This window comes from Gilliamella sp. wkB292, assembly GCF_001690235.1.
In the GTDB taxonomy this organism is placed as follows: Bacteria; Pseudomonadota; Gammaproteobacteria; order Enterobacterales; family Orbaceae; genus Gilliamella; species Gilliamella apicola_F.
Genome location: NZ_LZGO01000072.1, coordinates 59,606 through 74,785 on the forward strand (window position 1 = coordinate 59,606; position 15,180 = coordinate 74,785).

A 15,180-nucleotide genomic window follows, 5' to 3' on the forward strand; every position below is an offset into this window, starting at 1 on the left:
CCTATTTTATCCTGTAATTTACGTTATTTACTGTCTTGCTTCACATCAAGTAATGACAGTAAATCATCTTTTATTGTCGATACTTTCGTTGCATATTGCTCTTTTTGCTCAGCATCCTCAATGAGTTGTGTAATGGTTTGCGACAACGTGCAACCTCGGCGTTTTGCCAAATTAGCTAAACGTTGCCAAACTAAAAATTCCAAATCAATAGACTTTTTTCGTGTATTTTGTTGTTCAGCGTTAAAATGTCGTTTTCGTTTCGCACGAATGGTCTGCTTCATGCGATTATCTAAATCAGGGTTTAAATGCTGTTTTATCCATTCAACAACACCTATTGGATTATGTTCTAAAAGTAATAATTCATTTACGGCGTGCTGAGCTGCACTCTTTTCGATATAACGAGTAATCAATTCGCCTTCTAAATGCCTTTTCACAAGATAGTGCCATTTCCATCCACATTCAAGGTTTTCGAGTTGTTGATATTTCATCTGTTCACCTTGTGACGCTGTAACTAAAGGTTGTAGTTGTAGCATAATCTCATCACACAATAAAGAAAATTATTGCATTTGACAAATTTTTTATAAATCTGCTATCGTTCACTTTTATTTAGAACTTGATTTAAGGAAATCACCAATAATGGCTAAAGCTGATGTTATTTATATTAATGGCTATATTTATACTGCAGACAAACAAGACAGTGTTTGTCAGGCTATTGCTATCGAAAATGGCTATATTATTGCAACGGGGAGCACGCAACAAATAAATAGCAGTCAGTATGTCGATAATAATACGACAGTTTACGATTTACAAGGAAAAACGATGATTCCCGGTCTTATAGATGCACATTTGCATACTTTTTGGGGTGGAATGCAGCTCTCTTCTTGTAATTTAAATTATCAAAGTTTAACCGTTGACCAAACTTTAGCTATTATTCAAAAATATTTAGATCAGGACTCAAACGATAATGAGACTAATTGGTTACAAGTACGAGGATGGCTACGTCAAGAAGTGTTGCCAATAGGTACCGATATTACACGTTTCGATCTCGATAAACTTAATACCCAGCGCCCGGTAATTTTGTTTTCAAATGATTGCCATACACTCGTTGCCAATAGTCTGGCATTAGAAAAATTTGGTCTTAATAAAGATACGCCTGAGCCATCAGATGGTAAGATTGGTCGAACTAATAATGGCGAACTTAATGGCATTTTAGAAGATGCACCGGCGATGCGTGCATTTGACAGCATATCTAAACTGACCGATAAGCAAGCAGTGAATATTGCAAAATTATCACAAGCAGAATTGAATAAACAAGGAGTAACGGCAGTGATGGATGCTCGCATTACCGAAACCATTGCTGATGCTTTTTTGACCCTTAAGCAACAAGACGCACTTTCAATACGCCTATTTGGTGCACATGAGTTACCGCCCGATGATGTATCCTCAATAAATCAAATTCCGCTGTTATTGGACAAAGTTAAGGAATTTGCTCACCATTATGATGATAAAAACTGGCAACCGAAACCAGGTATTAAAATTTCGCATACTAAATTGTTTGTTGATGGTGTTATGCAAGCACCATTGATGACAGCACGGCTGTTAAAACCTTATCAACTTGAACACGAAAAAGATCGTTACGGCGATCTTTACTATTCAACAGAAATGCTCGATGCGTTAATCCTTGAATCAGCAAAAGCAGGCTTTCACCCACATATGCATACAGTAGGAGAAGGTGCAATTGAAGTGGTACTTAATGCTATTGAAAAAATGCGAAAAGCATTGCCTGATGCAGATATAAGACCAAGTACTGCTCACAATGAGCTTAGTGCTGCACATCAATTTGCACGTTATCAAAAGTTAAAAGCTTGTGTGGTGTTTTCGTTCCAATGGGCTGGATGCAGCGCAACAATGGTTGAACAATATCATACGCTTTTTGGTCCAGAACGTTATAATGGATTAGAAGCACATGGCCAGTATATCGATGCTGGTGTGAATTGTGCATTTGGTAGTGATTGGCCAATCGATCCATTAAATGAATGGTACGATTTCCAAGTGGCGATGACCCGACAAATAGATACAGACCACCCTCGTTTAAACAGTGATCGTAATTTAACGGTAACAGAAGTGCTGCGTTGTGCAACTATTGGAGCCGCTTATATATTGAAGCAAGAGCAATACATTGGTTCAATCGAAAAAGGTAAATTTGCCGATATGATTATTTTAGATCGTAATCCATTTACCATACCGGCAACCGATATACAAAATGTTAAAGTATTAACCACTATCGTTGGTGGTAAAACGGTATATCAAGCATCGTAATTGTTAATCTAAAAAGTTGAGTTATTTATCACGACGCCAATAAAACGGTAGCGTCGTGATAAGCAATTATTCAGCTTCGATTTCAATTGGCTCTGCACTTTCTACGGCTCTCTTTTTAGTAAAATGCAGTATTGCAGCAATAATCAATGCGCCAATAAACATATCAATAACATACCACATTGCGCCTTTGGTTACGCCGCCCAAGGCAACCAGTCCACCAAACGCAACTAATGACTCAATGCCATTAATCATGCCTAACATACCTGCCACTGCCGTACCGACAACAATAGCGATAATCACACGTTTCGGATCTTTAGCGGCAAATGGGATTGCACCTTCGGTTATACCGGCTAATGATAAAAAGAAAGCGGTAATGCCAAACTCTTTCTCTTCTTTAGTGTATTTAGAACGAGAAATAATTAATGATGAAATAGCTAATCCTAATGGTGGAATTGCGCAGCACATACGAAACACACCATTTGGTCCATAAACACCTTCCGCCATAGCAGCCAAAGTAAAGGCCGTTGCCGCTTTACTACATGGTCCCCCCATATCTAGTGCTGCAAGAATACCAATACCAATGCCTAAAAACGCTGCATTGACTTCTGACATGCCTTTTAACGTAGTAACCATTGCTTTTACGAACCAATCTAACGGGTAAGATAGTCCGTAAATATAAATGGGCGCCATCACCAATATGGTCACTGTTGGAATAATCATGACAGGCATTACTGATGCAATGACAGGATGGACTTTAACGGTTTTAAACCATTTAACAAAGTAACCAATCAAAACACCAAAAATCATCGCGCCAATAAAACCCGTACTAACATGATTAGCGCCAATTGGGTTATTAACGACATAACCCATAATAAACGCAGGCGCCAACGCCGCATTACCGCCAATAGAATACGCCATATAAGCTGCAAGCACAGGTACCATCATAGCAAACCCATAAATAGCTACTTGCTGTAAATCAGCAAAAAACTGATTACTTGGCAAAATCGTATCGTTGGTTACATTCCCCGTCATTAAGACAATCGAAAAAAGAATACCTGAAGCAATAATAACGGGTAAAAATTTGCTGATTCCGGTATTTAATGCACGAAATATTTCTTTACCAATACTGTCTTTCACTACTTTAGTTGACATTTGTTCGGCATTATTGAAAATGTTGACCGTATTTTTCACGGCTTCGCCTGTGCTTACTTTAATGACGTTTTTATACGGTTCTAACCGCTCGGCATTTTCAATTGAAATGTCAGTGGCTAATATGATCACATCTGCTGTTTTTAAATCTTGTTCGGTTAATGGATTATCAATACCAGCAGCGCCTTGAGTTTCGACTTTACAATCCCATCCCCGTTTTTTGGCTTCATTTTCAATCTTTTGCTTAGCAATATAAGTGTGAGCCATACCAGCAGTACAGGCACAAATTGCAACAATCTTCTTTTTGTTAATAGCACCATTATTCATACAAACCTCGTACTTTATCTACTAATGACTGGGTATCACTATTAAGTAAAGTTGCAATAAAATCATCATCAGCTAAATGAGCCGCTAATTTCGCAATAATTGCTAAATGCGCCTTATCGGCATGTTCTGGTGCACCAATCAAAATCACCAACTTCACTTGGTTGCCATTATTCCAAATGATGCCATCAAGATATTTTCCCACCACAATAAATGGCGTTTTTACTGCGCTACTTTTGGCATGAGGCAAAGCAACATCGGGTAACACATCGGTTTCCATCTCTTGTTCATGAGCCATGACATCATCAAAAAAAGTTTTTACATTGGTTAAATAGTTTTGGCTAGCATCGGACATTAAATGAATAACCGATGATTTTTGATTAACGATATCACTGGTAAGCTCAACCGATAAAACAGGTATTGACTGCATAAACAGATCCTCTTTAATTAAATATAGATATTCAAACCGACTGATTTTTATCATTTATGTGTATTAAATATACAATGAAATATTTTCAGTGACACTAATTTTGTCTTATCAAGAGTTAGAGCAAGATCACAAATATGCATAATTAAATTTTACGTTTTAACGAGCTATTCCAGTCTAAACAACTTAAAAATAATGACTAATGTGTGTTAAAGTCTATAAATCGCTCGCTTTAGTACCTTTTTACTAAAAATTAGCTTGCATAATTATGATAATGTGGCAGAATTCCTTGCCGCTTTGAGCGGGTAAAAAGGCAAAACTATACTTAGTAGTTTTTTATTGTTTTTTGGGACAGAGGAGCAAAGTCATGTCCGCAATAAAAATGAAACGAGTTTTAACCACACCTGCATTAATTGCATTTGGTTTAGCTTATATGGTTCCTTTGGGGATCTTTACCACTTATGGGGAAGTCACTGTTGATAGTAATGGTCACTTACCTATAGCCTACATCATCACCTTAGCCATGATCTTTTTTACAGCATTGAGTTATTGTCGAATGGCAAATAAACTGCCGATTGCTGGCTCTGCCTATTCGTATGTACAACATACTTTTGGTGGAAAAGTTGGATTTTTGGTGGGATGGGCACAAATCCTTGATTACCTATTTTTACCAATATTGAATTATTTGGTTTTAGGTATCTACCTGAATGAAGCATTTCCAAGCATTCCTGCTTATGTGTTTGTATTGGGTTCATTAATCAGTGTAAGCTTTTTAAATTATTTGGGGATTAAGCTGATTAACTCTGTAAACTTTACATTGATTATTGTACAAATGATTTTTATAGGGTTATTTATCTTTTTAACTTTAACTAATGTTAATCTTACTCCTGAGGCAATGATGAAACCTCTGCAAGTTAATGCTGGAGATTTTAGTGGCTTAATGTCTGGAGCGGCAATATTATGTCTTGCCTTTTTAGGTTTTGATGCCATAGCAACTTTAGCCGAAGAATCTAACGATGCACAAAAATCATTACCAAGAGCAATTATCTGGACAGTCCTAATTGCTGGTTGTATTTTTCTAGTTGTATCGTATTGTGCTCATCTAGCTTATCCTATGTGGACAGATTTTGTAGATAATAAAGATACAGCCAGCTTAGTCGTCGTTCGTCGAGTGGGTGATATAAGCCAATTAGGCGGTAATTTTATGTATAACTTCTTCCAAGCTGCATACTTAACTGGTGTTTTTGCATCAGCCATGACAGCGCAAACCAGTGTATCAAGAATTTTTTATGCGATGGGACGTGAGGGTGTTTTGCCTAAAAAAATCTTTTATAAAATTCATCCTCGCTATAGAACACCTTATTTATCGATTATTTTTGTCGCCTGTTTTTCATTGTTAGCGCTAGTATTAGATCTTAGTTTAGTGGTTTCGATGATAAGCTTTGGTGCATTAGTGGCTTTTACCTTTGTCAATTTATGCGTGATTAAAAGTTACTTAGGTGATTCAAAAGCGAAAACAGTATTACTGCTATTTAAATATGGATTATTGCCTGCAATTGGTGTTTTACTTTCACTATGGCTATGGACCAGCCTTGATGCAACGGCGATGATTGTTGGTTTAGTTTGGTTAGCAATTGGATTTTTCTATCTACTTTATCTAACTAAAGGCTTTACTGCTTTATTGCCATCGATTGATCATCATGAATTAAATTCAATCATCAAAGATTAAGTTCTTATAAATTGGTCTACTTTAAAGTATCTAGTTACTGCCCTTTTAAAACAACTCCGTCGACTTAAGTCGACGGAATAATAATCTTGTAATCGTGACTATTTGTTTAACCGATTACTCACCAAAACCACTAGCAAATAATTCACGAATTTCATCCATTGCGGCTTGTTCGTCTTCACCATCACAAATAATTTCAACAGTTGAACCACCTTTAACGCCAGCACCAAGTAATCCCATCATGCTTTTTAATTTGATTGCTTTGTCATTATAAACAAGTTCAATTGATGATTTGTAACGACCTGCTAATTTAACAAGCGTGGTAACAGGGCGAGCATGAAGACCAGTTGAATTTTTTACTACCATTTGTTCTTTTAACATACTAAAGTCCTTATTTATATCTTTACGTTAATACAATGAATGGTATTTATATCATAAATTGAGTTATTTTGCTCTTTTTTTGCATACAAATTTTGATAAAAAAATTAAAAAATTAACTATACGATGATCAGCTAAAATCTATATTAATTATATAGCGAAATTGTACGCTTATCTGTGTTTTAGTATTTTGTTAAATTCAATATATCAAAAAAGAGAAACGATTAGACTAAGTAGTATATCGATTAAAATTATATTTTTGCCAGAATTTTAAATATCATCATAAATAATCAATGCTTTTGAGCTCCATAAATAGAGCTATACAAATGATTGTATTAAAGCTATTTGTTCATTTTTACGCGATAATTGAAATTAAAACAATTGAAAAAAGACACTTTATCTAAATAAAGTGTCGTCATAATAATGAGGCATCGTTTTATCACAGACAGTTACGAGTCACGATTTTAAAAACAATAAGACTAAAGTATTTCTGGTTTTGAATGCTTAATAAGTGCTTTATTTAATACCCAAAACCCTTAATAACAATTTATTTATATCTATTAAACAATTCTTTGCAATTGTGTATACTTTAACGAACTCACCATAAAATGCAAACGATTGAGTACATTGACTTCACCGGCGCCGTCATCAAAATCCAAATAGAGCAAATTAAGCTTAGGATTAAAATCGCGCATCCGTTTTTCAACACCTTTTGACACCACATGATTAGCAATACAACCAAATGGTTGAAAGCTAATGACATTATTAATGCCATATTCAGCAAAAGTCATAATACCGGCAGGAATCAACCAACCTTCGCCAAATTGATTGGCCAAGTTAAGAATTTGCTCGGCTTTTTTAGCGATATCACGAATATTATGAAACGGCTGATAATATTTAAAATGCGATAAAATTTGATTAGTTTTATTAATATAGCGTTGAGCCACTTTTTCAAAAAAGAACAATAAAGATGATAGATAACTTTTTGGTAAAAGATGATTATCAATATTACTGTCATAATTGACAAACACTTGAGCAAAAAATTCAATCATGGGTGGAATTACTGGCTCAATCCCCTGATCGACTAACCATTCGACACTATGCTGATTACCAAAGCTGTTATATTTTACATAGATTTCACCAACAATCCCTATTTGTGGGCAATCTTTATTGACGGTTTCAACCTGATTAAAATGCTCAACAGCTTGCGCCAATAACGCATAAATCGCTTTATGCCCTTTCTGCTCATTAAGTAGCTGCTCTAGCTTTCTAAGATACAGCTCTTTGAGTTGATTAGCCTGTTGTTTTACTTTGGCTCTAGGTGCGACTGCGTAATACATTTTCGATAGTGAATCAGCAAATAGCATAGCAAAAAAAGTAGTTGGCAAAGTTTTAAGCCAATTAATTTTAAAGCCAGGTTGTTCACTTGCATTCATATTATCGGTACTAAGTGACACAATCGGCACATCTTCAAAACCATTACTAATCATGGCTTTTTTGATCAATGATAGATAACTGCTCGCTCGACACTGTCCACCCGTTTGCGTAATACCGATTGCCACTTCATCACGATTATATTTACCTGATCGTAACGCTTTTATCACATCGCCAACAATAATCGTTGCAGGGTAGCAAATTTCGTTATTACAGTACTTTAATCCCCATTCAACCGAGCTTTTATCTGGTTTTGGCAAAGTTTCTAGCTTATAACCTGATAATGCAAAAATCGGCGGTAACAATGGTGAATAAAAATCAGAAATAAATGGCGCTAAAATAGTACGACGCTGTTTATCCTTTTTACTGAAAACTGCCGTTTTTTTACGTTCTACGGTTTTCAATGGTTGATGTTGATTCATACGAATTGATTCGATAATCGATCGTAAGCGTAAACGGACAGAACCCGTTGCGGTGATCTCATCTACACGAATAATGGTGCAAGTTTTCCCTTTCGATTCTAAAATTGCTTTACACTCATCAGTGACAATCGCATCAGGCCCACAACCAAATGAATTGAGTTGTACAAATTGAATATTACTCGGTTGCTGTGCAACAAATGAAGCCGCAGCATATAAACGGTTTGGATAGCTCCATTGCGAACAAATTTGCAGTTCTGGCGATAATTGATTAATGGCCCCTAATACCGAATCTTCGGTAATGACATCACAGCCGAGCGCATTTAAAATTTCTGGTGTTTTATGATTAATTAAACTATCACTATGATAAGGTCGTCCAGCTAAAATAAAGACATAGCGCCCGGTTTGTTTGGCATTATTGAGTACTTCAACCGCTTTGCTGTATAAATCATGTTTAAACTCAGCTTGCGCAATTAATGCAGCTTCAAACGCTTTGTTGGCAACTTTCTTGTCGATACCTAACGAAGTTAAATAATTGATACAGCCTTTTCTAAGTAACTTACTATTGGTAAAGTTAATAACTGGATAATCTAATGGTATGTTAAATTTTTCTTCGGGATTGATCGCACTGTGAATCACTTCAGCATAACTACTGACAATTGGACAATTATAGCTATTCACAGCATTGTCAAACTGGGCTGATTCAAACACAACCATCGGCATAAAAATACGATCGACTTTCTGCTCAATCAACTCCATGATATGACCGTGCACTAATTTTGCCGGAAAGCAAATACTATCAGACATTACCGTTCCAGCCCCTTTTTCATAAATATTTTGTGTCGAAAAAGGTGAAAGTGTCACGTTTATACCACTTTGTGTCAATAATGTATGCCAAAAAGGGAAGTTTTCATATTGTCCTAATACACGAGGAATACCAATATTAATTTTAGCATCTGCATTAACCACATTAGTACGTTTAAATAGCAGATCATTTTTATAATCAAACATATTAAACGAGCTATTATCGCGATATTGATTATTACTTAAAAAACGTTCACATTTATTACCTGAATAGTAACGTTGACCATTGGCAAATCGATAGATGATAATATCGCATTTATTTTCACAACCTTTGCAGCGAGACGGTTTAGCTTTATTGTCTTCAGCTTTGTGCAGATTATCTAAACCAATAAATTGCGAAGCTGTAGGTTGCGCTAGATAATGGTTTTTAGCGACCAACGCTGCCCCATAAGCCCCCATTAACTCAGGAATATTAGAACTGGTAATTTGCGCACCAGTTAACTGTTCTAATGCTCTAAATACTGCAGGATTTTTAAAAGTACCGCCCTGCACCACAATATGATCACCCAGTTTACGCATATCATGCAGTTTCAGCACTTTATGAATGGCATTTTTAATCACAGAAAACGCCAGTCCTGCCGAAATATCACCCATGGAGGCATTTTCACGCAATGCCTGCTTCACTTTAGAATTCATAAAAACAGTACAGCGTGTACCTAAATCGCATGGATTAGAAGATTTACACGCGGCATCAGCAAAATCAATAGTATTAGAGTTAAGTGATTTGGCAAAAGTCTCAATAAACGATCCACAACCCGATGAACAAGCTTCGTTTAATTCGATATGATTAACCACACCATTAGCAATAAAAATGGCTTTCATATCTTGACCGCCAATATCCATCACAAAACTGACATCAGGATCGATATGTTTAGCCGCAGCAAAATGCGCCATGGTTTCGACCAAACCGTCATCAATAGCAAAAGCGGCTTTTAATAGTTCTTCACCATAACCGGTCACACCTGTGCGAGCAATAATAATCTCTTTACCTGATGCAGTAATTTCATCTTTTAATTTAGTTAAGCCATGAATTAAAGCGCTAATCGACTGGCCATTGTTTGGTGCATAATGTGTAAATAACAACTCATTGTCTTCACTAACAAGCGTAATTTTGGTGGTAGTAGAGCCACTGTCAATGCCTAAAAAAGCATTCTGTTTTTGATAATCGGCTAAATTGCATCTAGCAATTTCGATATATTTGCGCTTCTTTTTCCAATTATCAAATGACAACGACTCATTAAACAGCGGTTTTAATCTAAATGATTCATTAACTTTAATTTGAGTAGAAGCATTTAATCGTGCAATAAAATCTGTCAACGAAAGCTCGGTTCGCTCAATAATATGAATTGCCGCCCCCCAAGCGGAAAGTAAGGTCGGATGATCAGTGGTAACAACCTGATCATCCGTTAATTTTAACGTATTTAGTGCTGCTTTACCTAACGTTGGGATAAATGAGAAAGGACCACCAATTAACATCACTTTTGGCACAATATCATAGCCACGAGCCAAAGTGTTGACTAGCTGAATACATACAGCATGTAAAACCGAATAAGCGATGTTTTCTTTCGAGACATTACGGCTAATTAAATTTTGGACATCGGTTTTGGCAAAAACACCACAACGAGAAGCGATAGGAAAAATTTGGTCATGATTTTGAGCAAGCGCATCAAACTGCTGAACAGGCGTATTAAGCAAAGTTGCCATCTGATCGATAAATGCGCCGGTTCCCCCTGCACAGCTACCATTCATTCGAATATCGGGTGGTCGATCAGGAAAAAAGAAGATCATCTTACTATCTTCACCACCAATATCTATCAACGTTCGTACTTCAGGATATTTGCGTTGTACCACTTCCGATGCCGCAACCACCTCTTGAATAAAAGCGATATCGGCTTTTTCGGAAATGCCCATCCCGGCAGAACCCGTCACTTTTACGGAAAGGAGTATATCATCGCCAAGCTTCTGTTTAATTTCACTCAGCAATTCAAGTACTGTTGCCACAATATGCGTATTATGGCGCACATAATTAGTATAAACAAAATTGTCATGCTCATCTAACACAACGCATTTTGCTGTAGTTGAACCCACATCCAATCCGAGCCTATATATTTTTGACATAATAAACTCACATCTTATTAATTTAGATTTAATTTATTACAAGATATGTAATAAATCTCAAATTATTAATTTTATTTTTATATAAATCATTATAACCAATTCTTGGTTCTTTTTAATAGGGATGGATAAAAAATCCCCTAAAACAAAAGTAATACACAATAATAATTTATCTTAAGAAGGCTTGATGTGATTTGTAATTCTGTCTAAAACTAATCGGAATCTAACCCATATCATACAAATACAGGTCATAACAAATATAAAATAATCAGTAATCTAATGAGTTTGCAACGGCTTAAAGCGCTTTTTCTAAACCTTGTTTAGCAATGGTAATCACATTTTTTAAATCGACACCTTGAGCTTTAGCAGCAAAAATACAGCCACAATAACATTGACGATAAACATCGTATTCTTTGCATAACTCAATAGAACGTTTATAGCCATTGTTCTTTTTAAAATCAGAAGGGAGATAATTAACAGAAAAGATCTCTTGGATCTCAAATCCTAATTCATTAATTTTTTGACTATTCTTTTTAGGACTGAGCGTCAATGCACTAGCAAAATAGTCAAATCCTAACTCTTGCGCCTTAATTGCCGCCAAATCTAAACGCATTTTATAACAAATATGGCAACGCTCACCGCCTTCGGGGGCATCTCGCAAATGACCAACCTGCTTAATAAACTCTGCTGGCTGATAAGGTGCTTCTAAAAATTGCACGTTATTTCCCGTCTTTTGATTAAAATCAGCAATAAATTTTTGTTGCACCACACTTCGATATTCATATTCAACGCGTGGATGAATATTAGAATTAGCAAAATAGATAGTAATATCCGCATATTGTGCCAAATACTCCAGCACATAAGTACTACAAGGCGCACAACAGCTGTGAATTAATAATTTAGGACGAACCGCACCAGACTGCCAATCGGCAATGACTTCTTTTAAAACGGAATCATAATTAACTTTATTATGTGGATTTAATTTATCAAGAATTGTTTTCGCATTAATTAACATGAGGACTCATTTATTATTTTGATGATAGTAGTCATTATTGGTCGCTATAATATAGCGTTATAGATTTACGTCAAGATAAACACACCAGTTTTTATACTGAAACACATATATTTCCTTAAACTTTCCGGCAAATTTATTACCTAAAGTGAGTTCAATATTTGTTAACTATTTTCGCATAGTGCTAATAGATCTTCATAAGTTAACTTATGCTTATTGCTTTTACACCAGCTTGCCGCTTGCTTTGCCAATGCTGTTTTGAGTGATCGACTTAATTTAAATGGACGAATGGCTTTTTTTGAAAAATTAAAAAGAAACACATCTTTTTGCGATTGGCTAGGATAGATGCCTAGACAATAAAAAAACTCAATCTCTTTACCTTGGTTATTCATACATAAAATTAGCTGATTTACGCTAAAATCCTTTTCATATTTTTTTTCAACTAGTAAGCAATCGCGGTTCATATCAAATTTTATAGTTGGATGCTCTCTGGCGACGACTTCTTCAGCCACTTGTTCATCCTCATCGCTTAGATAAGAATCCCAAACCAAAAGTCCTAATTCAATCAGTGGATTTATTGCTAAATAATTGGCTAAAGTTGGAATTGATGCTTTTGTAATACTTTGATGTAGGGTTTTATAATTCTGTAAATATCGATCAAATTTTTGATCACTTGACTTTACCACTTCTGGTAATTGTTTGAATTGTTCGACATCAACTAAATAATCTGCATACAGTTTTTTGTTTTGTATCATTACACATGTGTCACGAGTAAGTCCGATACCTGTGTTAGTAAAATTTGCACTACCAATAATCACCGTTTCAGGCTCTGCTTCAGCCTGAATCAAATAGAGTTTCCAATGGACACTTTGATTATAGCGAAAATCCACATAAAAACTGAATTTATCACAATCTTGCGCTTTTTGCTGGCAAAACTTAATAAAATCAAACGAGTTAAAAGCATTAATGGTACTAATAATCAGTTCCAACTCGATATTGTTATCTTCAAGTAACTGTTCTACTACCATTTCGGTATGAACGGCAAAAGCAGAAACAATGCTGATTTTTTTATTGCCCTTTTTTAATAATGCATTTTTTAAATCATCATTATGAAGAATTTTCATACTTTTCCTTATCTTTTTTCGACTTAACACGCTTTACCCTAAAACTAGCAAGACTACCAAACTTTAACTGCCAATGAACAAGAAATAAATCGGTAACCGTTATCAGTAATAGTAAACACTGATTAACAGCTACACTATTTGTTATTACATCTCCAGTCATCAAAATAGTATAAAAGATGAAAAAAATAACTTATTAAAAATATCGCTTTCTTAATCCAAGCATGCATTTAATTCTTTTTAGCGTCAATATAATAAAAGTTAGTTTTATTATTATGTTATTTTTTAAAACACGCATTCATTTTTGTTCAATAAAGGAGTTATAATTATCACAATAATTTTCAGTTATAAGATTTAGGCTTCCAATTGAATGTTCAACTCATTAACCGTTTAAAAAACCTGCAATTATATAAAAAAAGACATTCAAATAGTGTACTACTATGGCGTGAAATTTACCCATTAGCTATGCCAATCTTTATAGAAAATCTTTCAGTGATATTGATGGGTATTTTTAGTACTTTTTTAGTTAGCTGGATAGGTAAAGCACAAATGGCAGCTGTCGGTTTAGCTGAAAGCTTTAATATGATTATCATGTCATTTTTTATGGCTGTAGCATTAGGAACCTCTGTAGTCGTTGCGTTTAGCTTAGGTCGTCATAATCGTAAAAAAGCGGTTTTCGCCGCCAGACAATCCATTACCCTATTGGTATTAGTATCCGTGTTACTATTTGTTTTTGTCGAATTTTCGGGCTATTGGATTGTTGATATCATTGCTGGAAAAGCTGATCCCGAAGTTAAAAATCTGACATTAACTTTTCTTAGGCTAACAGTTTTAGGTTACCCAGCTTTAGCGTTTATTTTAGTGGGATGTGGTGCATTAAGAGGCGCAGGCAATACCAAACTGCCAATGTACCTAAACATCATTATGAATATTCTGAATATCTCGATTAGTTATGTACTTATCTATGGTATAGGCGGTTGGCAAGGTTTAGGTTTTATCGGTGCTGGCATTGGTCTGACCACCTCACGTTATTGTGGTATGTTTTTTATATTATTAGTACTAACTATTAAGCCAAGTCGAGCACTATTTATTCCATTTAGAAGTTACTTCCATTCATTCAATGCTAAAATTTTGGTTGATATTCTCAGCATCGGTATTCCAGCTAGTGTTGAATCAGTTATGTTTAATGTTGGCAAATTACTGACGCAAACGTTTGTTGCCGGTATGGGCACATCAACTATTGCCGCTAACTTTATCGCATTTTCCATTGCAGGACTGCTTAATTTGCCGGGAGGGACTTTAGGAGCAACCTCAACCATTATTGTTGGTAAACGCCTTGGTATGGGGCAAATCTACCAACCAACCAGACAACTAAAATTTATTTTTCAGTTTACCAATATATTACTCTGTTTGATTGCATTTGTAACAATGCCCTTTGCTGGCCTTCTCAGTTCACTCTACACCAATGATCCTGAAGTGATCCAAATATCAAAACATTTATTGTGGTTAAATGCTCTATTTACCCCATTTTGGGCCTCTTCTTTTGTGTTACCTTATGGGTTTAAAGGTGCCAAAGATGCCAGTTATACTATGTGGGTCGCAATCGGTAGTATGTGGATGTGCCGAATTGTCGTTGGTTATCTATTTGGTGTTTATTTTGGCTTTGGCGTAATTGGCGTGTGGTTTGGAATGTTTCTTGATTGGATCATTAGAAGTATATTTTTCTACTATCGATTAGTCAGTGGTAAATGGCTATGGCGACATCAAAAACACAATTCACTATAAGTTATCTAATTAAACTATTTTAATTGTTCATGATAACGACTGCTTTAATTAGGATTTAACTAACGACTATATAATTATCAGCTAAAGGTATTTGAATTTTGTTATCA

At 35.5% G+C, this 15,180-nt stretch carries 10 protein-coding genes; 3 read left to right on the forward strand and 7 right to left on the reverse strand.

Annotation, left to right across the window (positions count from 1 at the left end):
* Nucleotides 1-23: 23 nt before the first annotated feature.
* Nucleotides 24-488, reverse strand: a complete 465-nt coding sequence (gene matP, locus A9G09_RS09775) for a macrodomain Ter protein MatP (RefSeq protein WP_065634669.1) — start codon at nucleotides 486-488, stop codon at nucleotides 24-26.
* Nucleotides 489-636: 148 nt separating this feature from the next.
* Here matP and A9G09_RS09780 point away from each other — a divergent pair, with 148 nt between their 5' ends.
* On the forward strand, nucleotides 637-2,319 hold the full coding sequence (locus tag A9G09_RS09780; protein WP_065634648.1) for an amidohydrolase: 1,683 nt from the start codon (nucleotides 637-639) through the stop codon (nucleotides 2,317-2,319).
* A 66-nt stretch (nucleotides 2,320-2,385) separates the two neighbouring features.
* Here A9G09_RS09780 and A9G09_RS09785 read toward each other — a convergent pair whose 3' ends face one another.
* Complete coding sequence (locus A9G09_RS09785; protein ID WP_065634649.1) at nucleotides 2,386-3,795, reverse strand: PTS fructose transporter subunit IIC; 1,410 nt, start codon at nucleotides 3,793-3,795, stop codon at nucleotides 2,386-2,388.
* Nucleotides 3,788-4,222: a PTS sugar transporter subunit IIA gene (locus A9G09_RS09790; protein WP_065634650.1), complete on the reverse strand. Its 435-nt coding sequence runs from the start codon at nucleotides 4,220-4,222 to the stop codon at nucleotides 3,788-3,790. The genes A9G09_RS09785 and A9G09_RS09790 overlap by 8 nt, the downstream gene beginning before the upstream one ends.
* A 364-nt stretch (nucleotides 4,223-4,586) precedes the next feature.
* Between A9G09_RS09790 and A9G09_RS09795 the strand changes: the two genes are divergently transcribed.
* Nucleotides 4,587-5,948 carry an APC family permease gene (locus A9G09_RS09795; protein ID WP_065634651.1) on the forward strand — a complete coding sequence of 454 codons (1,362 nt, stop codon included), beginning with the start codon at nucleotides 4,587-4,589 and terminating at the stop codon, nucleotides 5,946-5,948.
* Nucleotides 5,949-6,062: 114 nt separating this feature from the next.
* Here A9G09_RS09795 and A9G09_RS09800 read toward each other — a convergent pair whose 3' ends face one another.
* The 4 genes from A9G09_RS09800 to A9G09_RS09815 all read right to left on the reverse strand — a co-directional run bounded on the left by A9G09_RS09800 (nucleotide 6,063) and on the right by A9G09_RS09815 (nucleotide 13,291).
* A complete protein-coding gene (locus tag A9G09_RS09800) occupies nucleotides 6,063-6,326 on the reverse strand; it encodes an HPr family phosphocarrier protein (RefSeq protein WP_065634652.1) in 264 nt (87 codons plus the stop codon).
* A gap of 557 nt (nucleotides 6,327-6,883) precedes the next feature.
* Nucleotides 6,884-11,158, reverse strand: a complete 4,275-nt coding sequence (locus tag A9G09_RS09805; protein ID WP_065634653.1) for an acyl-CoA dehydratase activase-related protein — start codon at nucleotides 11,156-11,158, stop codon at nucleotides 6,884-6,886.
* A 292-nt stretch (nucleotides 11,159-11,450) separates the two neighbouring features.
* Nucleotides 11,451-12,170, reverse strand: a complete 720-nt coding sequence (locus A9G09_RS09810) for an epoxyqueuosine reductase QueH (RefSeq protein WP_065634654.1) — start codon at nucleotides 12,168-12,170, stop codon at nucleotides 11,451-11,453.
* Between the two features lie 161 nt (nucleotides 12,171-12,331).
* The gene (locus A9G09_RS09815) at nucleotides 12,332-13,291 is read right to left on the reverse strand and encodes a phospholipase D family protein (protein ID WP_065634655.1); all 960 of its coding nucleotides are present in this window, start codon (nucleotides 13,289-13,291) and stop codon (nucleotides 12,332-12,334) included.
* A gap of 363 nt (nucleotides 13,292-13,654) precedes the next feature.
* Here A9G09_RS09815 and A9G09_RS09820 point away from each other — a divergent pair, with 363 nt between their 5' ends.
* Nucleotides 13,655-15,073, forward strand: a complete 1,419-nt coding sequence (locus tag A9G09_RS09820) for an EmmdR/YeeO family multidrug/toxin efflux MATE transporter (protein ID WP_218056887.1) — start codon at nucleotides 13,655-13,657, stop codon at nucleotides 15,071-15,073.
* Nucleotides 15,074-15,180: the final 107 nt, after the last annotated feature.